The following is a 21,889-nucleotide window of genomic DNA, read 5'->3' on the forward strand; positions in this document are numbered from 1 at the left end:
ACGGGTCGCAGTTCACGCGCTGGACTTTTCAGCATCAATAATTCTTCTTCTCAATTGACAATCATTATCATTCAGCCTAATTTGTCGCTCGATATGTAGGACGCGTCGGGCAGATCCGCCGTCCTGCTAACTTTTTGCAGCAAGGTGAATTCCATGACGGAACAAGTATCCACAAGCAGGTGCGACTCACCGTTACTTCAGGCATTCGTGGATAACCGAATGATCCTGGTCAAGATCGCAGCACGAATTACCGGTTGCCGGTCCCGGGCAGAAGACGTGGTGCAGGATGCGTTTTTCCGGCTGCAATCGGCGCCCCAGATCACCTCGTCCTTCAAGGCTCAGCTCAGTTACCTGTTTCAGATCGTGCGTAACCTGGCGATCGACCATTACCGCAAGCAGGCGCTGGAACAGAAATACTCGGGGCCGGAAGAGGAAGGGTTGAATGTGGTGATCCAGGGGGCTTCGCCAGAAACGTCACACATCAATTTTTCGACGCTGGAGCACATCGCCGACGCGCTCACCGAACTGCCCAGCCGCACCCGCTATGCCTTCGAGATGTACCGCCTGCACGGCGTGCCTCAGAAGGATATCGCCAAGGAACTGGGCGTCTCGCCGACCCTGGTGAACTTCATGATCCGCGACGCCCTGGTGCATTGCCGCAAGGTGTCAGGGATTCGTGGGGATACATTCGCCCGGCGGTAACAGTGCAGTGATTTTGCGGGCCTCATCGCGAGCAGGCTCGCTCCCACAATGGATCTGGGTGTTCACGAAGTCTGTGTTCACCACAAATCCCTGTGGGAGCGAGCCTGCTCGCGATAAGGCCTTGAGGACCTAACCCCTTACATCAACCCACACCGATCAAAAAACCGCTCACGCCCCAGAATCATCAGCGCGGCACGCTTGTGGGGGAAATCGAATTCTTTCTCACAGTGGAAACACTGGTTGTGCAGATGACCGATCATCCGGGCGTTGTCGGCTCGAGGTTCGGCCACCACGCGTTGGGTTCGCGGGTCGTCGAGAAACAGGTAATGCACCAGTGCCGACAGCCAGCTCGCCACTTTGTGCGGGCCACGGTGCTGCTCTTCGCCCACCAGCATGTGGATGCCGCGATCGTAATTGTGCACGTCATAGAACGGCGCGATCCGATCTTCCTTGGCCCAATAGGCTTCGAAGTAGGCGAAAGGCTGGTCGTCGAAACAACCGATCAAGGTCAGCACGCGGGGATCGCGCTGCAGTTTGCTCAGATACTCGCGATGCTGTTCCAGGCTGCCCTCCTCCTGCCAGAAACTCGCCACTCGTGGGCTGTTCTGCCAGCGGTTGAAGCGCGTCAGATCCTGTTCGATTTCCAGGGTGCGCAAGGACACCCAGGCTCCCAGGCGCGCATCGAAGCGCCGGTACACCTCGCCTCGCGGCTTCATGGGCCGACGCGGATGACGCTTGCCATCGGTGATGATCATCTGCTGCGGATAGCTGCCGTTGAACGACTCCCCCAGCCAGGGTTGCGGCAGTTGCCAGAACAGCGTGCGCTCGCAGATGTACTCGTCGGCGAACTCGCCGAGCGTCAGCAGTCCGCTGAGCAAGGCTTCACCGGGGCGTTCGGGCAGATGCCAGGTCAGGCGCCGGCATTCAGGGTCGCGGGCGAACAGCCAATAGCAGGCTGCCCAAAGCGCCGGGCCTACGGGCCGATCGTGGATTTCCTGCAAATGCACATGCAGCTCGGTACCACGTTCCAGGCGCAGCCGGATCAGCGGCGCGCCCTCAAGCATCAGGCTCAGGTGGCGTTCGGTTTCATCGGCGCCGAGACGGCCACCGCCGGGTAAAGGCAGCGTCGTCGGGTGCTTGAGGTTGGACATGGGCGGGGCTCACATAGTCGTCGGTAGTCAACGTGTGACGTGAGCCAGGCAGGGAAATTTAGTGCCCCGATCAATGATCGTGCGTTGGCACCAGTTGTATCTGGTAGGGCTGGAAAATCGCCAGCATCTGACCGTCGTCCCGCAGCTTTTGCAGCAGCCGCGCGAACGCTTCGCCGGAGATCGGCGCTTGGGGCCGGATCAGCGCGAAGTGGTGGTAGATCTGATCGATACGTTCGGATATCAGCAATTGGGGATCGACTTCAGGATTGCGCAGCACGTAATCGATGAGGTAGGAACGGGTGACCAGCGCGATGTCCGCCCGCCCGCGCAAGACCATCAGCAGGTTGCTGTCGTGGGAATACGTCAGCGTGGCGTTGTATTGGCCAGTCAGGAACTTGGGGTCGGCGTTGAATTCGGCAAAGGCGTAGTGGTAGCCGCTGAACAGCGCCAGGCGCTTGCCCCGCAGATCAGAGAAATAGTCTTGCTGACGATCCGGTTGCTGCTGGGCAACGAAGATTTCCGCATCCTCCAGGCCCATGTCTACCGCCGTGTGGGACACATCCTTCCAGCCCCAGTCCGGGTTCTCGAAAATGGCCATGTCGACCCGCCCCTGCTTGAAATCATTGAAACGGCGCGGAATCGACGTCGGAACCAGCACGAATTGATAGTCGCGTTGGGACCGGTTCAAGGCTTCGACCAGTTGCGGCAGCAAACCGGTATCCGCGCCACTTTCGGGGCGTATCGTATAGGGCGGAAAATGCGCTGCGCCAATACGCACCAGTTGCGCAGCCGTGGCCGGCATCGCGACCACCGCAATACACGCAGCCAGCAAGACGCGCGAGGCTATCCCCATCGTTGAAAACGTCAAGACACCTCACTCCCCAGAAAATTAATCATCAGTGAATCAAACCAGGCATCTCAATGCACATCACGCAGGGCACGCACGGCGACCACTCAGCGGCATGGCTGCCTCTTTTTATTTTTCTTCGAGCACCAGAATCAAGGCTTGCTCGGCCAACTCATCAAGACTCAGGCTGCCCTCGGCGCGAAACCAGGTGGTGGTCCAGGACAGGGCGCCGGTCAGGAAACGACGGGTGATGAACACGTCGCCCCGAATATACCCCGCGTCCTTGGCCTGCCCAAGAACCTCAAGCCACAGGGCCTCATAAATATCACGCAAAGCCAGCACCTGTCTTTGCCCTTGCTCGGACAACGAGCGCCATTCGTAGACCAGCACCGCCATCGCCTCGCCGCTGCCGCCCATGATCGACTGCAACTCGCAGCGGATCAGCGCCAGGACCCGCTCGCGCACGCTATCGGCCTCGGCCAGCGCCGCGCGCATCAACGCCGTGTTGTAGCGAATGGTCTCCTCCATCACCGCCCGCAGGATCTCATCCTTGCTTTTGAAATGATGAAAGATGCTGCCCGACTGAATGCCCACCGCGCTCGCCAGGTCGCGCACCGTGGTGCGCTCGAACCCTTTGTTGCGAAACAGATGGGCGGCGGTCTGGAGCAGTTTGCCGCGAGCGCTGTCAGGATCGGTCAGTTGCCCGTTATCGACCAGCTCACGCATCACGTTCAGGGCTTTTTGCTCATCCACCCATTCTCTCCTACAGTCGATCGATCAACGTGGGGCCACGCTTGCGGAACCGACGAGGTGGCGCGGGCAATTTAAGCTGGCCGGGGCACCCAAGCAAGCGCTTGGATCGAAGAACTGGCGGCCGTTTACAAACCAAGCGCTTGCTTGGTAGTCTCGGGCGACGTGGGCCGGAGGGAGCACCATGCCAAAAACGATACGTATCGGTTGTGCCAGCGCCTTCTGGGGCGACACCTGTACCGCTGCGGCGCAACTGGTCGAAGGCACTGAACTGGACTACCTGGTGTTCGATTACCTGGCCGAGGTCACGATGTCGATCATGGCCGCCGCGCGCATGAAAGACTCTCGGGGCGGTTATGCCACGGACTTCATCGAAGTGCTCTCACCGCTGCTTCATCGTTTGCAGGAACGCAAGATCCGCGTCATCAGCAATGCCGGCGGGGTCAACCCCCAGGCCTGCGCCGCCGCTCTACAAGCGGCTTGCGACAAGGCCGGCGTGCCCTTGAAGATCGCGGTGCTGCTGGGAGACGACCTGCAACCGCGATTCGAACAGCTCGCCAGCCAGGGCATGACCGAGATGTTCAGCGGCGCGCCCCTGCCGACGGTGTGCGTGTCCACCAACGCTTACCTGGGTGCCCCCGGCATTGTCGAGGCCTTGCATCTGGGAGCCGACATCGTGATCACCGGCCGGGTGGTCGACAGCGCCGTGGTCAGCGCGGCCCTGGTGCATGAGTTTGGTTGGGCCTGGCACGACTACGACAAACTGGCCCAAGCCGCATTGGCCGGGCACCTCATTGAGTGCGGGGCCCAATGCACGGGCGGTAATTTCACCGACTGGCAGCAGGTGCCGGATTACGAGCACATCGGTTTTCCCATCGTTGAAGTCAGCGCCGACGGCCAATTCATCGTCACCAAGGCCGAAGGCACCGGCGGGCTGGTCACGCCGCTGACGGTCGGGGAACAACTGCTCTATGAAATCGGCGATCCCCAAGGCTATCTCTTGCCGGACGTGATCTGCGACTTCAGCCAGGTCAGGTTGATCCAGCAAGGCCAACACGCCGTGCGCGTCCAAGGCGCCAAGGGCTTGCCGCCCACCGATCAATACAAGGTCTGCGCCACCTGGGCCGATGGTTTTCGCTGCACTGCCCTGTGCCTGATCGCCGGCATCGATGCGGTGGCCAAGGCCGAACGGGTCAGCCAGGCGATCATCGCCAGGACTTCGCAGTTGTTCAGTTCGCGCGGCTGGGCACCCTACAGCGAGGTGAACATCGAGCTACTGGGCAGCGAAGCCACTTACGGTCAGCACGGCCGGCGCCAGGACAGCCGCGAAGTGGTGATCAAACTGGCGGTACGCCACCCCGACAAACAGCCGCTGGTGCTGTTTTCCAGGGAGATCGCCCAGGCCGCCACCGGCATGGTGCCGGGGCTGACCGGCCTGATGGGTGGCCGCCCGACGGTGTATCCGCTGATTCGCCTGTTCTCGTTCCTGATCGACAAGTCCGCTTGCCGGCTCGACATCGAACTCGACCGGCAGAGGCATCCTTGCCTGCTGCCCGCCGTCAAAGCGCTGCAAACCCGCGACTTGCCGGTCGCTCCCGACCTGCCCAAACCCCGGGGCCGGGCTGACGCCAGCGTGCCATTGGTCAAACTGGCGGTGGCGCGCTCCGGCGACAAGGGCAACCACAGCAACATCGGTGTGCTCGCCCGGGCCCCCGAATACTTGCCGTGGATCGCCGAGGCGCTGACGCCCCAAGTGTTGGTTGACTGGATGAGCCACGTGCTCGACCCACTGCTGGGGCGCGTCGAGCGCTGGTATCTGCCGGGCACCCACAGCCTGAACTTCGTGCTGGAAAATGCCCTTGGCGGGGGCGGTGTCGCCAGCCTGCGCATCGATCCGCAGGGCAAGGCGTTCGCTCAGCAGTTGCTGGAGATCCAGATACCGGTGCCACAGAGCATCGCCGATCAGGTCAATTAAAGGACGCTCACCACGGCGTTCGGTTCGAGCACAAGGAACACTCATGCCAGTCATCGAATCGCACCTTGACCCTCACAGCGCCGACTTCGCCCGCAACCACGCGGCCATGCTGGCTGGCGTGGCTCACCTGCGGCAGATCGAACAGGCGGTGCTGGAGAAAGCCGCCCTGGCCCAGACCAGGTTCGAGCAACGCGGCCAACTGCTGCCGCGCGAGCGTCTGAACCTACTGCTGGACCCCGGCGCGCCGTTCCTGGAACTGGCGAGCCTGGCCGGCTACAAACTCCATGACGACAAAGATGGCAGCCAGGCCGGTGGCGGCTTGATCGCGGGGATCGGCTACGTATCCGGCGCTCAGGTATTGGTGGTGGCGAACAACAGCGCGATCAAGGGTGGGACCATCTCTCCCAGCGGCTTGAACAAGACCCTGCGTCTGCAAAAGATCGCCATGGAGAACAAACTGCCGGTCATCACCTTGGCCGAAAGCGGCGGCGCCAATCTCAACTATGCCGCGCAGATTTTTGTCGAAGGTGCGCGCAGCTTCGCCAATCAGGCCCGAATGTCGGCCATGGGCCTGCCGCAGATTACCGTGGTGCATGGCTCGGCCACGGCGGGCGGGGCCTATCAGCCGGGGCTGTCGGACTACGTGGTGGTGGTGCGCGACACCGCACGGCTGTTTCTGGCCGGGCCACCGCTGCTCAAGGCCGCCACCGGCGAAGTCGCCACCGAAGAAGAGCTGGGCGGTGCGCAAATGCATGCGCAAGTGGCCGGCACCGCTGAATACCTGGCCGAGAATGACGCCGATGGCATACGCCTGGCCCGGGAGATCGTCAGCCTGTTGCCCTGGAACGAGCAGCAGCCGCCACAGCCTGAGCGGACCTGGAGAGAGCCGCGCTACCCGGCCGATGAATTGCTGGGGTTAATCCCCGACGACCCGAAAAAACCCTATGACGTGCGGGAAATCATCGCCCGCATCGCCGACGGTTCGGACTTCCTGGAATTCAAAAGCGAGTTCGATCAACAGACGATTTGTGGCCACCTGCGCATTCGTGGCCATGCCTGTGGCCTGATCGGCAACAACGGCCCGATCACGCCCAAGGGCGCGAGCAAGGCCGCGCAATTCATCCAGCTGTGCGACCAGAGCCGCACACCGCTGCTGTTCCTGCACAACACCACCGGATTCATGGTCGGCACCGAGTCGGAACAACAAGGCGTGATCAAGCATGGGGCGAAGATGATCCAGGCCGTGGCCAACGCCCGGGTGCCGAAGCTGACGGTCGTGGTGGGCGGTTCCTACGGCGCCGGCAACTACGCCATGTGCGGCCGAGGGCTGGACCCACGCTTCATCTTCGCCTGGCCCAACAGCCACACAGCGGTGATGGGCGGTGCCCAGGCCGGCAAGGTTTTGCGCATCGTCACGCAGGCGACGCAGATCAAGAATGGCCTCACCCCCGACCCGAAGATGCTGGACCTGCTCGAACAAACCACTGCGCAGACACTCGACAGCCAGTCCACTGCGCTATACGGCAGCGCCAACCTGTGGGATGACGGGCTCATCGACCCGCGCGACACCCGCACGTTGCTAGGCTACCTGCTGGACATCTGCCACGCGGCTGAGCTGCGGCCGCTGCAACCCAACAGTTTCGGTGTGGCCCGTTTCTGAACGTGTGAAGGACTTTTGATCGCTGCCCACAGGAGAACAATAAAAATGATCTTCACCCAGGAACACGTAGCGCTGCGGCGCACCGTTCGCCAGTTTGTCGACCAGCAGATAAACCCCTATGTCGACGAATGGGAGAAGGCCGGACGGTTTCCCATCCACGAGGTGTTCCGCAAGGCCGGTGAACTGGGATTGCTGGGTATATCCAAGCCGGAGCAGTTCGGCGGCATGGGCCTGGACTACAGCTATTCGATCGTCGCCGCCGAGGCGTTCGGCACCATTCATTGTGGCGGCGTGCCGATGTCCATCGGCGTGCAGACCGACATGTGCACCCCGGCCCTGGCGCGCTTCGGCTCCGATGAGCTGCGTGAAGCGTTCTTGCGCCCGGCCATCAGCGGTGAGCAGGTCGGTTGCATCGGCGTCTCGGAAGTCGGGGCCGGCTCTGATGTCGCCGGGCTCAAGACCACAGCCCGCAAAGATGGCGACGACTACATTATCAACGGCAGCAAGATGTGGATCACCAACTCGCCGAGCGCCGATTTCATGTGCCTGCTGGCCAACACGTCGGACGACAAGCCCCACATCAATAAATCACTGATCATGGTGCCGATGGACAGCCCCGGTATCAGCCTCGGCGCGCACCTGGACAAACTCGGCATGCGCAGTTCGGAAACCGCCCAGGTGTTCTTTGACGACGTACGGGTGCCGCAACGCAATCGCATTGGCCAGGAAGGCGCCGGGTTCATGATGCAGATGTTGCAGTTTCAGGAAGAACGACTGTTCGGCGCGGCAAACATGCTCAAAGGCCTGGAGCACTGCATCGACAGCACTATCGAGTACTGCAAGGAGCGCAAGACCTTCGGCACCGCCCTGATCGATAACCAGGTGATTCACTTTCGCCTGGCGGAACTGGCCAGCGAGATCGAATGCCTGCGGGCACTGGTCTACCAGGCCACCGAACAGTACATCAACGGCCAGGATGTGACGCGGCTGGCATCCATGGCCAAGCTCAAGGCCGGGCGCCTGGCCCGGGAAGTCACCGACAGTTGCCTGCAATACTGGGGCGGCATGGGTTTCATGTGGGACAACCCGGTGGCGCGGGCTTACCGCGACGTGCGCCTGGTGTCCATCGGCGCCGGTGCGGACGAGATCATGCTGGGCATCATCTGCAAACTCATGGGCATTTTGCCGGGCAAGAAAAAATGACTACGTCGCCTGCCAGGCCGCCATCGCGAGCAAGCCTTGCTCCCACAGGTGAATGCCACTCACCGGGCATTGTGGGAGCAAAGCTTGCTCGCGATGAGGCCCTGACAGCCACCGTAAAACCCCAGGAATGACCACCATGCCCGCCTTCAGCAAGATCCTCATCGCCAACCGCGGTGAAATCGCCTGCCGGATCCAGCGTACCGCCCAGGCCCTGGGCTATCGCACCGTGGCGGTGTTCAGCGAGGCCGACGCCGACGCGCTGCACGTGCGCCTGGCCGATGAAGCCGTATTCATCGGTGCGGCACCGGTGCAGCAGTCCTACCTCAATCAGCCGGCCATCCTTGATGCCGCCCGGCGTACTGGCGCCGACGCCATCCACCCCGGCTACGGCTTCCTGTCGGAAAATGCCGGGTTCGCCAAGGCCTGCGAGGCGGCCGGGATCGTGTTCATCGGCCCCAGCCCCCACGCCATCGACCTGATGGGCAGCAAACGCCGCTCGAAAATCGCCATGCTCGCCGCCGGCATACCGTGCATCGCCGGTTACCAAGGCGCGGCCCAGGATGACGACACGCTGACTCGCGAAGCCGCCCGCATTGGCTATCCGTTGATGATCAAGGCCAGCGCCGGCGGTGGTGGCCGAGGCATGCGCCTGGTTTGGCGGGCTGAAGACCTACTGGAACAGTTGCGCACCGCGCGCTCCGAGGCGCTGCAGGGTTTTGGCAATGATGAGTTGATCCTCGAACAGGCCTTGATCAATCCTCGGCACGTGGAAATCCAGGTTTTCGGTGACCACCACGGCAATCTGCTCCATTTGGGCGAACGGGACTGTTCGATCCAGCGACGCCACCAGAAGATCATTGAAGAAGCGCCCTGCCCGATCATGACCGCCGACCTGCGTCAGGCCATGGGGGATGCCGCGCTCAAGGCGGGCCGCGCGGTCAATTACGTGGGTGCCGGAACCGTGGAGTTTTTGCTCGCCCCGGACGGCGGTTTTTACTTTCTGGAGATGAACACGCGCCTGCAGGTCGAACATCCAGTCACCGAACTGATCACCGGCCTGGACCTGGTGGCCTGGCAACTGGAGGTGGCCGCCGGTCTGCCACTGCCCCTGCGCCAGGACCAGATCCAGTTCAGTGGTCACGCCATGGAAGTGCGGTTGTATGCCGAAGACCCGGCTGCGAACTTTCTGCCGCAAACCGGCCATTTGCTCAGTTGGGAACCCCCTATCCGCGACGGTGTACGAATCGACCATGGTTTGCTTGAAGGCCAGACCATCACCCCGTTCTACGACCCGATGCTGGGCAAAGTCATCGCCCATGGCGCTACCCGTGAAGAGGCACGACGCAAACTGTTGCGCGCGGTGGAAGATTGCCTGCTGCTCGGTGTCCAGAGCAATCAGCGCTTGCTGGCGGGGTTGCTGGCTCATCCACACTTCATTGATGGAAATTTCGACACAGGCTTCATCGAGCAGCACTGCGCCGATCATCCCGCCTTGCACACCCACGCGCCATCGGCTGAGCAGCTCGCCATCGCCGCAGCCTTGTTCTATCAGGCGATGCATGCACGCCATGCACCCGGGCTGGGAGGATGGAGCAACAATACTGGCACAGCGCGACGCTATCGCATTGGTCTGGGCGAGCGCGACTGGACCCTGACCCTGGCCGCCGAAGCCGGGGGCACGCTGCGTGTCCGGATAGCCGAGCGCGAGATCGCGCTGAAGTGGCTCGAGGCTGATCCGCGCGGCGCAACACTGATGATCGACGGCATTCGCCAACATCACGCCTGGCGTCTGGAGGGGAATGAGCTGTGGCTGTTCACTGGCCCTGGCGGCCTGCATTTTCAGGATCGGACCCAGGCCCGCATCGCCGCCAGGGCCAGCGTCAGCGATGGCACCGTAAAGGCACCGATGGACGGCGCTATCGTCGACGTACTGGTCCGCGAAGGCACCGCCGTGCGCCAGGGGCAACTGTTGATGGTGCTCGAGGCGATGAAAATGGAACATCCACTCAAGGCAGGCATCGATGGGGTGGTCAGGGCGCTGCACGTCAAACAAGGCGATCAGGTGAAAAACCGACAGGTTTTGTTGCTGGTTGAAACAGCGCACTAGGCGGATGCGCAGGGTTTGACTACGCTCAAACCCATCAGCACGCCGATACCGGGAACCCTGCGATGCCTCACTGGCTGGTGATTGATCTGGAGGCCACCACCGATGAAGGTGGCTGGCCGGTTACCGAAATGGAAATTATCGAAATCGGCGCCACACTGGTGAATCGGGATGGCCGCGAGCTGGACCATTTCCAGCGTTTCGTAAAGCCGTTGAGACGGCCCTTGCTCACACCTTTCTGTCGCGAGCTGACCCACATCACCCAGGCCAATATCGACAGCGCCGCGCCCTTGACCGAGGTCTGGCCGGCGTTCGAACGCTGGCTGGCGCCGTATCACGCAAACCTGGAAAGCTGGGTCAGTTGGGGTGATTACGACCGCAAGCAATTGCTTCAGGAATGGCAGCATCAGCGGTTGCACAGTTTTCTCGGCCAGGTACCGCACATGAACCTCAAGCAGCGCTTCGCCAAGGCCCGCCGGCTGGAGCGGCCACTGGGGCTCAACGGGGCGCTGCAACTGGCCGGCCTGCAATTCTGCGGTCAACAACACCGGGCGCTGGAAGATGCGCGCAATACGGCACGATTGTTGCCCCTGGTACTCCCAGGCTGAACGCGCGCCACGACGGCGGAGCGGCAGATGACGAACGTTGCAGCGTTGTGCATACTGGCCGGCCTTTTCCAGCCCCTTTTTCGAGGAATCGCCCATGTTTAAAGTCAACGAGTACTTCGACGGCACCGTCAAGTCGATCGCTTTCGGCACTGCCGAAGGTCCTGCGACCATCGGCGTCATGGCTCCGGGCGAATACGAATTCGGCACCGCGCAGCGGGAAATCATGCACGTCGTCTCCGGCGCCCTGACCGTGAAACTGCCCGACAGCACCGACTGGGAAACCTTCGAGGCCGGCAACCAGTTCAATGTACCGGCCAACAGCAAGTTCCAGCTCAAAGTCGCCGTCGACACCGCCTACCTGTGCGAATACCGCGGCTGAGGCTGTGCCGAGGGGATTTATCCCCGCTGGGCTGCGCAGCAGCCCCAAAAGACGGAACACAGTCAGCCTGATACACCGGGGCTGCAGGTCTTTAGGCTGCTGTGCAGCCAGCGGGGATAGATCCCCTCGCCACAAAAGCCCCGGTGTGGCGTCGGGTAATGAAAAATGCCCGTGTCCGGTGGACACGGGCATTGTTTTTTCAGAAGTGGTGTTTATTCGAGCACTTCAACCGGCATACCCACTTCAAGCCAACCATTGCTGTCATTGACCAGGTTCTGGCCGAACATCGCACCGTCCGGTGTCGAACGATACTGCTGCAACGTGGCGAAGGGTTCGCGATCAGGAGCACGCTCACCGGTTTGCGGATCGACCGTGGTCATGATGCAGCGCGAGCACGGCTTGACCAGCCGGAACTCCACATCGCCAATACGAATGCGCTTCCAGCCATCCTCGGCAAATGCCTCGCTGCCCTCGACAACCAGGTTGGGACGAAAGCGCAGCATCTCCAAAGGGCGGCCAACGCGATCGGACACGTCCTGCAAGGAGCCCTGGCCGATCAGCAGCAATGGGAAGCCGTCCGCGAAGGCAACCTTGTCGTCATCCTTGCCGTAACCGGCGGCGGTGGTACGCGCCAGTTCCACCGGCACATGCACCAGCCGGGTGGGCTTGCCGATGAATTCGCTGACCCAGGCCGCCGCCTCGTCACCGGCATCCGGTACGCGCAAGGTGTCGCGCCAAATGATCACACCGCGCCGTTGCTCTTCGTCAGCAGGCGGTAGCGGTACATCAAGGGTATCGAAACCCGGCGCGCTGAGCGTCAGCCCCCCTGCCTCGTTCCACAATGCCGAGAGCTGGCTCATCTTCGCCACCGCGCGCTGAGTCAGGAAACGCCCGGTGCCCTCGTCCACCAGCATCCAGCGCCGGTCACCGTCCAGGCCCAGCTTGTCCAGGCCTATACCTTGCAGGAGCTGGCCCTTGCCGGACTTCAACGGATAACGATACAACGCGCTCAGCCGCAACATGCTCAACTTCCCTGGTGACGAAAAACGCCACCTTATACGAGCCGGCCATCGAAGCAAACCAAGATCAGCCTCAGTCGAGCATCAGTCGCTGGCGCACCACATCCACCAGCTTGTCCGGCTGGAATTTGGAGAGGAAGTTGTCGCAGCCGACCTTCTTGACCATCGAATCGTTGAAGCTGCCAGACAGCGAGGTGTGCAGCACCACGTAGAGGCCTCGCAAACGAGGGTCGTTGCGGATCTCGGTGGTCAGGCGATAGCCGTCCATTTCCGGCATTTCCGCGTCGGTGAAAACCATCAGCAATTTGTCGGTCATCACTTCGCCGGTATCGGCCCAGGCCTTGAGCATGTTCAGGGCTTTCAAACCGTCGCTGGCAATGTGCATTTTTACACCCAACTGACCCAGCGTATCGCGCAGTTGAGAAAGCGCGACGTTGGAGTCGTCCACCAGCAACACTTCGCGTCCACGGGCGCGCTCCAGCACTGGATCTTCGAGTTTGTCCCGGGAAACCTTGGCGTTGTAGGGCACGATTTCGGCCAGGACTTTTTCCACGTCGATGATTTCCACCAACTGGTCATCAACCTTGCTGATGGCCGTGAGGTAGTGCTCACGTCCGGCACTGGTCGGCGGCGGCAAGATGGCTTCCCAGTTCATATTGACGATGCGGTCCACGCCACCCACCAGGAACGCCTGAACCGAACGGTTGTACTCGGTGACGATAATGGTGCTGTTCGGTCCCGGCACCAGTGGACGCATACCGATGGCCTGGGACAGGTCGATCACCGGCAACGTCTGGCCCCTTAGATTGACTACGCCGCACACAAACGGATGGCGCTGTGGCATCAGCGTCAGCTTCGGCAACTGCAGCACTTCCTGGACCTTGAACACGTTAATGGCGAACAACTGCCGCCCCGCCAGGCGAAACATGAGAATTTCCAGGCGATTCTCACCCACCAGCTGGGTTCGTTGATCTACTGTGTCGAGAATGCCGGCCATCTATGACTCCTGGGCTTGTTCGGATGAATCCATAAAGGGGATATCGGCCGTACAGGCCGGATCTTGACCCCTGTATAAAATGTCGCGCGAGGCATTGATATCACATTAACATCATGCTTTACTGGCTTCACGCATTTCATCCCCCAAGCTCTGTGCGGCGCGACCTCAGTTTTCGCACAAAGTTCCCCCGCCTAGGGGTTTCCCCTAGGAACAATCAGGTCCAACCTGATATTCCCGCTATCCAATAGCCATTAATGTGACGCCATTCTCATTGCTGAACGGAGTCAGGCTTTTGTGCGCGACCGCAGGACACCGGACCACCAGCCAATTGGCCGATCCCGCCAGTGCAATCGTTTGCGAGCATGCTTTTGCCGACCGGCAAAAAAGTGCCTGCGGGTCTTCGTTAGTTGCCGGCCGCGAGGCCCAGCCGTTCGCCACACGCGATTTTCTTTCGCCTGACATGATGTTGTGGAGATAAGCATGCCGAACGATCGTAAAAACTGGAATCAGCGCCTTCCCGAATTTCTGATCGAGGCCGAAACGCTTTTGGCCAAGTCCGAGGAATGCCTGGCCCACCTGCAACTGATCAACAACGACAGGGACGCCATCGATTGCATACTCAGTACCTTGCTGAAGCTGGCAAGCAAGGCCGATGCCTTGGCGCTGGAAGCCGTTTCGGAGTTTTCGCTGCATATCCATGGCTTGCTCAGCCACGCGCAAAGTCGCATCCAATTGCATGATCAGGCACTGGGCGCGCTTAAGGATTGCTTCACCCTGATGGCCTGGCAACTGGAGTTGGTTGATCACACCACCGGCCAGCTCAGCCTGGACACCAGCGAACAGACCTCGTTGATCGAAGCCTTTGCCTTCCAGGTAGGCCAGAGTCCTGTCCAGACATTATCCGCTTCGCGCCCCCTGGGCTTGGTGCCCTACTCGCAAAAACAGGCCTGATGCCGAGGAGTGCGGTTCGACCCGATGCAGCTGACACTGGGCGCTTTCAAGCCATCCTGCTGAACGCGACCAACGAAATATGAAGTGGTACTATCTCCCGCGTCAGTGGCCTCAAGAGAGTGGCATTAAGCCGCCACCTGAGGTTGCCTTCGACCTGAAACGTTTACCCGTCCCGGCCCGTCAGATACGCTGACCGGCCTGCCCGCAGCGAACATTCATTGGCTCCATCCGTCATGTACGCCAGCCTCAAGTCAATCATCACCTGGCCACCCTCCCGAGAAAATGCCCGCCGTTTCACGTTGTCGTTGTGCATCTGCTCAACCCTTGGCAGCCTGCTGGTCTACCTGTTGGCCTCTACCGTCCCCCTGGGTTTGCTGGCGCTGAATATCGCGGCCACGACCTGCGTCTGGATCCAGCATCGCCTGTCTCACAAATCCATCAAGTTTCAGCCCCAGGAATTGGCCGATCGGTTGCTTGAGGTCCAGGAAAACGAGCGCCATCGACTCAGCCGTGAATTGCACGACGATATCGGCCAGTTGCTGACCGCGGCAAAACTGCAAAGCGAATGGCTCAAGCGCCGTCTTCCGGAAGAACTGCACGGCCAGTGCACGATCCTCTGCGAGACGCTGGACGAAACACTCAACAAGGTTCGCGACGTCTCAGCCATTCTCAACCCAAGACAACTGACCAGCCTGGGACTTGAAGCCAGCCTGCGCGCGCACCTGCTCAAGACGCTGGCTAACACCCCGCTGAAATGGAGCCTGGACTGCCAGCAACGCATGAACGGTATCCCTGAGGAAATGACGGTCGCCGTGTTTCGAATCACCCAGGAAGCCGTGACGAATATTTTGCGCCATGCCCAGGCGAAAAACCTGCTGGTGCGCCTGCAACGCCTGCCCGAAGGCCTGACCCTGCTGATCAGCGATGATGGCAAGGGCTTCGTCCCGGCCTCCCACCCCGCCCAAGAAGGGCAACGCGGCATGGCCGGCATGTCGGAGCGGGTTGAACAATTGGGCGGCACCTTGAAGGTCACCAGCGAGGCCGGCAAAGGTACCCACATCGAGGCGAGCTTTCCCTGGACACCTCGTGCCCTGGAACGGGCCAGCAAGAATAAGGTTCTCCATTGATTTGTAATTTGCTGCTGATAGATGACCACTCGCTGATCAGAGCCGGCGTGCGCGCCCTGGTCATGGATCTTCCCGGTTATGCCGTTGTTGGCGAAGCCAGTGACGGGACGCAATTGCTGGAACTGGTGGAGCGGCTGGCTCCAGATATCGTCTTGCTGGATATTTCCATGAAAGACACCTGCGGCCTGGACGCACTGCAACAGCTCAAACGAGTGCGCCCCCAAAGCAAAGTGCTGATTCTGTCGATGCACACCGATCCGGCGTTGATCATGCAGGCGCTGGAATCCGGAGCCCATGGCTATCTGCTCAAGGACACCACCGCCACCGAGCTGGAACACGCCCTGGAAGCACTGCGCAACAACGAACGCTACCTGAGCCCCGCCATCGCCCACACCGTGATCAACCAGGCACTGACCCGCGTCCAGAAGCCGCAACCCGACCCTGGCCGGGCTCATAATCTGACCGCTCGCCAGTTGGAGATCCTGCGGCTGATCGTGCGCGGCAAGTCCACCCGGGAAATCGCCAACGGCCTGAACCTGAGCATCAAGACCATAGAAACCCACCGGGCGCAGATCATGAAACGCTTGCAGATCCATGATGTGGCCGGGTTGGTGCTGTTCGCCGTGCGCGAGCAGATCATCAGCCTGGACGATTAAGCGCCACCGCCGCCCCCAGCAAAGGCGAATCGGCGGGCAGGTGAACACGCAGCGCTTTCGCCCGGACAGTGAAACGCAAACTGTCGACCTGCAACGGCTCGCCATCAAGATTGATATCCAGACCTTGCGCGACCTTGATCTCCACCCACGGCAAGCGGGCGCGCACAAACATGTTGTCGATGCCCAGGCCACCCGCCAGCAGGTCCTTCAGGGTGCTGACCACTTCCTGTGGCGCCGGCAGGATGCTGATGTCCAGCAACCCATCATCGGCCAGCGCCTCCGGACACAGCACATGGCCACCTCCCGCCTGCCGGCCATTGCCGATGCCCAGCGCCAGCAAATCGCCCTGCCAGTGGAAATCCGGGCCCTGCAACTCGCCATAGGCCGCACTCAGTTCACTGAAACGAGACAAACCGGTGAACAGATAGGCGGCACCGCCCAAGACCTTTTTCAAGTCCTCGGAGGTGTTCGCCGTCACTTGACTGCCAAAGCCGCCCGTGGCCATGTTCAGGAAAATCCGGCCAGCGACTTCCCCCAGATCGATGGCCCGGGGCGTGATATCCAGCAGATCCAGGGCCTGCTCCGGCTCCAGCGGGATACCCGCCGCACGGGCAAAGTCATTGGCCGTCCCCAGCGGCAGCAATACCAGGCTGACCTCACTCGACTGACCCACGATCGCCTCGGCGATATCACGCAAGGTCCCGTCCCCGCCGCCGGCGATCAGTGTCGTGTAACCGGCATCCAACGCCTCATCGACACAGCGTCGGGCATCGCCGGCCTCCCACGTCAGCCGGACCGCCAGGTCCCAGCCCTGCTTGCGCTTGAGCATCACTGCGGCGCGAACCTCATCGTTGAGCGCTTGCTTGCCATGCAAAATCAACAGCGCCTTGCCTTTGCTCATTGTCATCTCCGTCATGGGAAGGTTCAGAGAATGGGACCGCTCACACGGCCGAAAAAGCCCGGGCCGATTCAATTTAAATAAAAGAAGCCGCGTGCCCATGGAAGAACAGCCGGGCAGCCCGCCCGCTTTCTGCTTCTCGGCTCGAAGAATTTTCTTACAAGAACTGACGAATCAGCTCAATTGACCCTTCAACGGTATTGAGACACTTTGGTGTCCTGTTGTGCTGGATCGTTTAAATGCTCATTACACAAGGATGTCCTAACCCATGGATGGATACGTCACGGCCGACAAGGGCCGGAACAATGGTTCGAACCGTTATGGCCAAAGGGATGAAACGTCCCATGCATAGCCATAAATACAAGCTGTCACCCCGGCAGCTCGCATCTGGAAACGAACAGGCCAACGTTCAAAACGAATGCAAAAGTTGCAGTAGTACTGCAGGAGGAGTTGATTTGGAGCCGCGCGTCGTTGAACTGGAAACCCACCTTAAATACATCCGTAAAGACATGGATGAAATCCGAACCGATGTGAAGGTTATCCGCCACAGGCTCGCCTATTCGGCAGGCGCAGCGGCGGTACTCACTGGCCTGCTGGGCTGGGTTGCGAACAGCCGATTCGATCAACTGGTCATGTTGCTCTCGCAATAAATTCGATGGGCATGAGCGCCCGAGCACTCCACTCGGGCCAGATGACACCGCTGCTGCAGCGCTAGCCCAGGACCTCGCTCAAAGGAATGAAACCCACTTCGTCACCTTCGACCAGGGTTCGCCCTTCATGCACTTCAACCAGTCCTTCAGCCCAGGCCGCGCTGCGCAGCACACCGGAGCTTTGATTGCGGTAAATGATCGCCCGACCGTTCTCGATGCGACCTCTCAAGTATTCTCGTCGTCCGCCTGCCTTCGGCCAATTGAAGCCGGCTGGCACCTTGAACGTGAGCGGCGTTACCGCCTGAACGCCCTGGCGTCGCAACAAGTAAGGCCGGGCCAGCAGTGCGAATGTCACCAAGGTCGAGGCAGGGTTTCCGGGCAGGCCTATCACGGGCACACCACGAAAATGCCCGAACGTCAGCGGTTTCCCGGGTTTGATGGCGAGCTTCCAGAGCGCGAGTTCACCTTCTTCGCGCAAGGCGGTTCCCAGGAAGTCAGCCTCCCCCACCGACACCCCGCCAGTGGACAGGATCAGATCGACATCCGACAACTGCCCCAAACGCTGGCGGGTGGCTGGCAAGTCGTCGGGCAGAATACCCGCGTCGACCACTTCACAGCCCAACTGCCGCAGCCAGCCACAGAGCAGCACGCGGTTGCTGTTATAGATCTGACCAGGGCCCAGCGCCTGACCTGGCTCTACCAGTTCGTCACCGGTGGAGAGGACTGCAACACGCACCTTGCGCACGACCTCCAGCGACGCGCAGCCAAGAGACGCCGCCAGCCCCAGCTCGATGGGCCCCAGGCGAGTACCGCAGGAAAGAACCGTTTCTCCGACGGTTGTCTCCTGCCCCTGAGGACGGATGTTTTGTCCGCTCACCATGGGCTCGGTAAAGCGTATGCGCAGGTCATCTTCAACGACGGTGTTTTCTTGCATCTCGACGCAATCAGCACCGGCAGGAACAGGCGCTCCCGTGAAGATCCGTGCACAGGTTCCGGCCGCCAGCGGCTGCGGGGCCTGACCGGCGAAAATTCGCTGGCTGACCACCAGCGGCTCACCTGTGCAGTCAGCCAGCCGCAAGGCGTAGCCGTCCATGGCGCTGTTGGGCCATGGCGGCAAATCAAGGGTCGATACCACATCCTCTGCAAGCACCCGCCCTTGTGCCGCAGCCAAAGGCAAACGCTCGCGCTGGGTAATCGGCGTGGCCGCCGCCATCTCGAGCAAACGCTCCAATGCCACTTCCACAGCCATCAAGGCGCCGGCCTTGCCCGGTTTACCCACGGGATTCACAAGGCGCCGCCTGTTTCAGATGGGCCACGAAGTTACACGGACGATGCCGCGCATCCAGTTGCTCGGCGAGGATCCCGTCCCAACCGGTGCGCACCGCGTTGGTCGAACCGGGCAGGCAGCAAACCAGCGTGCCATTGGCCAGGCCTGCCAGCGCCCGAGACTGGACGGTGGAAGTGCCGATGTCCGCCACCGATATTTGGCGAAACAACTCGCCGAAACCGTCGACCTGTTTGTCCAGCAGACACGCGACGGCTTCCGGAGTGCTGTCGCGCCCCGTGAAACCGGTGCCGCCCGTAATCAGCACCACTTGCACCACGTCCTCGGCGATCCAGTTCGCGACTTGCGCCCGGATCTTGTACAAATCATCTTTGAGCAGAACCCGCGCCGCCAGGTTGTGACCGGCCGCCGTGAGCCGATCGACAAAAACCTGCCCGGACGTATCGGTTTCAAGGGTGCGGGTATCACTGACTGTCAGCACCGCGATATTGAGCGGCACGAAAGGTACATCAGCCTTGGCTTTCATAGGCTCGTCCAGTTGTAGAGGAAACAGCCCGGTGTTATATCACAGCGCTTCATTTTTTCGCCTGTGCGGAGATACGCCATGACTTCGAACACTTCACCGCCATCATGCTCCATCCTGCTGCTGGCGGGTGGCCGCGGACAACGCATGGGCGGGCAGGACAAAGGCCTGTTGGAGTGGCAGGGCGAACCGTTGATCGCCCATCTGCATAGACGAACCCGAGCACTGAGCGACGACCTGATTATCTCCTGCAACCGCAACCCGGAACGCTATGCGCGGTATGCCGATCAATTGGTGCATGACGATGAAGGGGGCTTCCCCGGCCCTTTGGCAGGCATACGGGCGGGCCTCAAGGTGGCACGCTACCCAACTCTGCTGGTGCTGCCGTGTGATGTACCGCAAATCGACGCAAGCCTGCTTGACAGCATGCTCAGCGAAGCGAGCCAGCATCCCGACAAGCCGCTGATGATACGTCATGGTGAACATTGGGAACCGCTGCTGTGCGTCATTCCGGTGGCGCTGGCACCGGCCTTCGAACAGGCCTGGAGCGAAGGCGAACGCAGCCCGGGTCGCATCATGCGGGCCCTGCATGCGATTGCCCTGCAATGCCCTGCCAACGATCATCGCCTGGCCAATCTGAATACGCCGGAACTGCTCAATGGACACAAAGGTGTGTCAGATTGACACTAGCCAGGAACTTGCGTGCGATGTATACGTCTGAAGGTCAGTAACTTGAAGAATTCTATTTCGGAGAAACACCATGACTCAACGGACCCTCGCCACTTTCATGCTCGCACTGGGCCTCGCCACTCTCGCCGGGTGCGCATCGCCAACAGTGATCACCTTGAATGACGGTCGCGAAATCCAGGCCGTCGACACCCCCGAGTACGATGAAGACACCGGCTTCTACGAATTCGAACAACTGGACGGCAAAGAGACTCGCGTGAACAAGGATCAGGTTCGTACCGTTAAGGACCTGTAATTTTCAACGCCACAGCCAGATACAGAAAAGCCCGCGATGTTTGCGGGCTTTTTAATGCCTGTTCGAAAGCCGGGCCGACTACCACTGCAAGCTGATAGCGCTTTGAAAAACACGTTCCTGACCGGTGACAGGATCGATGAAACGCAACCCCTGGGCCAGCAACTTGAGCGGGTTGGCGTAATCGTCCGCCACGTCCCGGAGCACATCGGGGTAAAACGGATCGTTACAGATGCCCGCCCCGAGCGCATTCATATGTACTCGTAACTGGTGCTTCTTGCCCGTGACCGGATACAGACCGTAGCGCCACAGCTCGCCGTTTTCTTCCAGGACTTCGATGGCCGTTTCGGTATTGGGCACGCCCGGCCCTTCCTGCATCCGGAAGAAGGGTTCGCCATCGATCATTCGGCTTTTGTGCACTCGGGGAAAGACCAACTCGGGCAACGCAGGGGCTATGGCCTGGTAGCGCTTCTCGATTTGCCGCGTTGGAAACAGCGACTGATAAGCCGAACGGCTCTGGGGGTTGGCTGAAAACAGCACCAGCCCGGCCGTATGCCGGTCGATACGGTGCAGGGGCACCAGATGGGGATTGTCCAGACGCCGGATCAGACGTCGCAACAGGGTTTGCTCGACGTACTCGCCCGCGGGAGTGACAGGCAGAAAATGCGGCTTGTCTGCCACCACCAGATGTTCGTCGGCATACAGAATCGATTCCACGACCGGTATCGGCTTCTCGTCGGGCACTTCACGAAAATAGTGGATGCGCAGGCCCTCCCGGTACGGCAGATCGGCGGTAATTGCCTTGCCCTCGCCGTCCAATACCCGGCCCCGAGCGATCCGGTCCACCCACTGCTCACGACCGATGGTGCTGAAATGCTCGCACAGGCACTCCAGCACCGTCTGCCAGGAGCCGGGCGGAAGATACAAGGTGCTGGCCTGATGGTGTGCGGCGCAAAACGATGACCGGGACATGGGAAACTCTAATCTTCTTGCAGGGTGGCATTATCCGTCAGCCGCGCAAGCCAGCCCAGCAATGATTGCTTCACGCCGGGATCGACGTCGTCTTGGCTGCCGCTTCGGTAAACTCTTTCAACCAGCGCAGCACCTCCACCGCCTCCCAGCGACCCGGATCGTACAACGCGTACAACAAGCCCTGGTAACCCACCACATCCAGTTGCTTGTGGTAGCCGGCACGCTGGAATAATGCTTCGATCTCAGCGAAGCAGGTGTTGAAATGCAGTTTGTTGAAAGGCGTCTTGCCTTCGGTGACCAGCCCGTCCAGGCGCAACTCCTGGACCGCCTCGCGCACAACGTCCACGGACATCCTGTTCACGCTGTTTTTCAGTTGTTCGACATTGACCAAGGGACACACTCCGGATAGCTGTATGGGCATACAGTAACCGAAGAAGGGAATTTTCGCCAATG

The 21,889-nt window shown here is 60.6% G+C and carries 23 protein-coding genes; 13 read left to right on the forward strand and 10 right to left on the reverse strand.

The window, feature by feature from the left end; all coding sequences use genetic code 11:
• Nucleotides 1-153 precede the first annotated feature (153 nt).
• On the forward strand, nt 154-702 hold the full coding sequence (locus AAIS01_RS18720) for an RNA polymerase factor sigma-70 (RefSeq protein WP_092401827.1): 549 nt from the start codon (nt 154-156) through the stop codon (nt 700-702).
• 137 nt (nt 703-839) lie between these two features.
• On the opposite strand, the gene AAIS01_RS18725 is transcribed toward AAIS01_RS18720, so the two are convergent.
• The 3 genes from AAIS01_RS18725 to AAIS01_RS18735 form a co-directional block, all read right to left on the reverse strand.
• Nucleotides 840-1,853 (reverse strand): GNAT family N-acetyltransferase, encoded by a 1,014-nt coding sequence (locus AAIS01_RS18725; RefSeq protein ID WP_343470176.1) that lies wholly within the window; start codon nt 1,851-1,853, stop codon nt 840-842.
• 70 nt (nt 1,854-1,923) lie between these two features.
• Complete coding sequence (locus AAIS01_RS18730; RefSeq protein ID WP_343470235.1) at nt 1,924-2,706, reverse strand: substrate-binding periplasmic protein; 783 nt, start codon at nt 2,704-2,706, stop codon at nt 1,924-1,926.
• Between the two features lie 123 nt (nt 2,707-2,829).
• Nucleotides 2,830-3,453 (reverse strand): TetR/AcrR family transcriptional regulator, encoded by a 624-nt coding sequence (locus tag AAIS01_RS18735; protein WP_047226408.1) that lies wholly within the window; start codon nt 3,451-3,453, stop codon nt 2,830-2,832.
• 181 nt (nt 3,454-3,634) lie between these two features.
• Between AAIS01_RS18735 and AAIS01_RS18740 the strand changes: the two genes are divergently transcribed.
• The 6 genes from AAIS01_RS18740 (at nt 3,635) to ppnP (ending at nt 11,379) form a co-directional block, all read left to right on the forward strand.
• On the forward strand, nt 3,635-5,425 hold the full coding sequence (locus tag AAIS01_RS18740; protein WP_343470177.1) for an acyclic terpene utilization AtuA family protein: 1,791 nt from the start codon (nt 3,635-3,637) through the stop codon (nt 5,423-5,425).
• A gap of 43 nt (nt 5,426-5,468) precedes the next feature.
• Entirely contained in the window at nt 5,469-7,085 is a 1,617-nt protein-coding gene (atuC, locus tag AAIS01_RS18745) for a geranyl-CoA carboxylase subunit beta (RefSeq protein ID WP_343470178.1), read from the forward strand.
• Nucleotides 7,086-7,130: 45 nt separating this feature from the next.
• The gene (gene atuD, locus AAIS01_RS18750; RefSeq protein ID WP_343470179.1) at nt 7,131-8,288 is read left to right on the forward strand and encodes a citronellyl-CoA dehydrogenase; all 1,158 of its coding nucleotides are present in this window, start codon (nt 7,131-7,133) and stop codon (nt 8,286-8,288) included.
• 136 nt (nt 8,289-8,424) lie between these two features.
• Entirely contained in the window at nt 8,425-10,395 is a 1,971-nt protein-coding gene (locus AAIS01_RS18755) for an acetyl/propionyl/methylcrotonyl-CoA carboxylase subunit alpha (RefSeq protein WP_343470180.1), read from the forward strand.
• 62 nt (nt 10,396-10,457) lie between these two features.
• On the forward strand, nt 10,458-11,000 hold the full coding sequence (locus tag AAIS01_RS18760; RefSeq protein ID WP_343470181.1) for a 3'-5' exonuclease: 543 nt from the start codon (nt 10,458-10,460) through the stop codon (nt 10,998-11,000).
• Nucleotides 11,001-11,094: 94 nt separating this feature from the next.
• The gene (gene ppnP, locus AAIS01_RS18765) at nt 11,095-11,379 is read left to right on the forward strand and encodes a pyrimidine/purine nucleoside phosphorylase (RefSeq protein WP_256230290.1); all 285 of its coding nucleotides are present in this window, start codon (nt 11,095-11,097) and stop codon (nt 11,377-11,379) included.
• Nucleotides 11,380-11,591: 212 nt separating this feature from the next.
• Here the strand turns inward: ppnP and AAIS01_RS18770 are convergent, their stop codons facing one another.
• Together AAIS01_RS18770 and AAIS01_RS18775 are read right to left on the reverse strand one after the other, a co-directional pair.
• Entirely contained in the window at nt 11,592-12,401 is an 810-nt protein-coding gene (locus AAIS01_RS18770) for an MOSC domain-containing protein (RefSeq protein WP_343470183.1), read from the reverse strand.
• 70 nt (nt 12,402-12,471) lie between these two features.
• Nucleotides 12,472-13,395, reverse strand: coding sequence for a chemotaxis protein CheV (locus tag AAIS01_RS18775; RefSeq protein WP_058545487.1), 924 nt, complete (start codon nt 13,393-13,395; stop codon nt 12,472-12,474).
• Between the two features lie 480 nt (nt 13,396-13,875).
• Here AAIS01_RS18775 and AAIS01_RS18780 point away from each other — a divergent pair, with 480 nt between their 5' ends.
• The 3 genes from AAIS01_RS18780 to AAIS01_RS18790 all read left to right on the forward strand — a co-directional run bounded on the left by AAIS01_RS18780 (nt 13,876) and on the right by AAIS01_RS18790 (nt 16,129).
• A complete protein-coding gene (locus AAIS01_RS18780) occupies nt 13,876-14,346 on the forward strand; it encodes a hypothetical protein (RefSeq protein WP_343470184.1) in 471 nt (156 codons plus the stop codon).
• 233 nt (nt 14,347-14,579) lie between these two features.
• Nucleotides 14,580-15,473: a sensor histidine kinase gene (locus AAIS01_RS18785; RefSeq protein WP_343470236.1), complete on the forward strand. Its 894-nt coding sequence runs from the start codon at nt 14,580-14,582 to the stop codon at nt 15,471-15,473.
• Nucleotides 15,470-16,129, forward strand: a complete 660-nt coding sequence (locus AAIS01_RS18790) for a response regulator (protein ID WP_343470185.1) — start codon at nt 15,470-15,472, stop codon at nt 16,127-16,129. Before AAIS01_RS18785 ends, AAIS01_RS18790 begins: the two co-directional genes overlap by 4 nt.
• Here AAIS01_RS18790 and yegS read toward each other — a convergent pair.
• On the reverse strand, nt 16,113-17,030 hold the full coding sequence (yegS, locus tag AAIS01_RS18795) for a lipid kinase YegS (protein ID WP_343470186.1): 918 nt from the start codon (nt 17,028-17,030) through the stop codon (nt 16,113-16,115). The two genes, AAIS01_RS18790 and yegS, sit on opposite strands and share 17 nt — an antisense overlap.
• Nucleotides 17,031-17,371: 341 nt before the next feature.
• Here yegS and AAIS01_RS18800 point away from each other — a divergent pair, with 341 nt between their 5' ends.
• Nucleotides 17,372-17,677, forward strand: a complete 306-nt coding sequence (locus AAIS01_RS18800) for a hypothetical protein (protein WP_343470238.1) — start codon at nt 17,372-17,374, stop codon at nt 17,675-17,677.
• Between the two features lie 61 nt (nt 17,678-17,738).
• Here the strand turns inward: AAIS01_RS18800 and AAIS01_RS18805 are convergent, their stop codons facing one another.
• Entirely contained in the window at nt 17,739-18,965 is a 1,227-nt protein-coding gene (locus AAIS01_RS18805; protein WP_343470187.1) for a molybdopterin molybdotransferase MoeA, read from the reverse strand.
• Nucleotides 18,949-19,488 carry a molybdenum cofactor biosynthesis protein B gene (moaB, locus tag AAIS01_RS18810; protein ID WP_047226393.1) on the reverse strand — a complete coding sequence of 180 codons (540 nt, stop codon included), beginning with the start codon at nt 19,486-19,488 and terminating at the stop codon, nt 18,949-18,951. Before moaB ends, AAIS01_RS18805 begins: the two co-directional genes overlap by 17 nt.
• A 78-nt stretch (nt 19,489-19,566) precedes the next feature.
• On the opposite strand from moaB, the gene mobA reads away from it, so the two are divergent.
• Nucleotides 19,567-20,169: a molybdenum cofactor guanylyltransferase MobA gene (gene mobA / locus AAIS01_RS18815; RefSeq protein WP_343470188.1), complete on the forward strand. Its 603-nt coding sequence runs from the start codon at nt 19,567-19,569 to the stop codon at nt 20,167-20,169.
• Nucleotides 20,170-20,245: 76 nt separating this feature from the next.
• A complete protein-coding gene (locus AAIS01_RS18820; protein WP_047226391.1) occupies nt 20,246-20,467 on the forward strand; it encodes a YgdI/YgdR family lipoprotein in 222 nt (73 codons plus the stop codon).
• A gap of 78 nt (nt 20,468-20,545) precedes the next feature.
• Here the strand turns inward: AAIS01_RS18820 and AAIS01_RS18825 are convergent, their stop codons facing one another.
• Together AAIS01_RS18825 and AAIS01_RS18830 are read right to left on the reverse strand one after the other, a co-directional pair.
• Complete coding sequence (locus AAIS01_RS18825) at nt 20,546-21,436, reverse strand: pseudouridine synthase (RefSeq protein WP_343470189.1); 891 nt, start codon at nt 21,434-21,436, stop codon at nt 20,546-20,548.
• Between the two features lie 70 nt (nt 21,437-21,506).
• The gene (locus AAIS01_RS18830) at nt 21,507-21,827 is read right to left on the reverse strand and encodes a transcriptional regulator (RefSeq protein ID WP_047226389.1); all 321 of its coding nucleotides are present in this window, start codon (nt 21,825-21,827) and stop codon (nt 21,507-21,509) included.
• Nucleotides 21,828-21,889: the final 62 nt, after the last annotated feature.

This window comes from Pseudomonas halotolerans, from assembly GCF_039581215.1.
GTDB lineage: Bacteria > Pseudomonadota > Gammaproteobacteria > Pseudomonadales > Pseudomonadaceae > Aquipseudomonas > Aquipseudomonas tehranensis.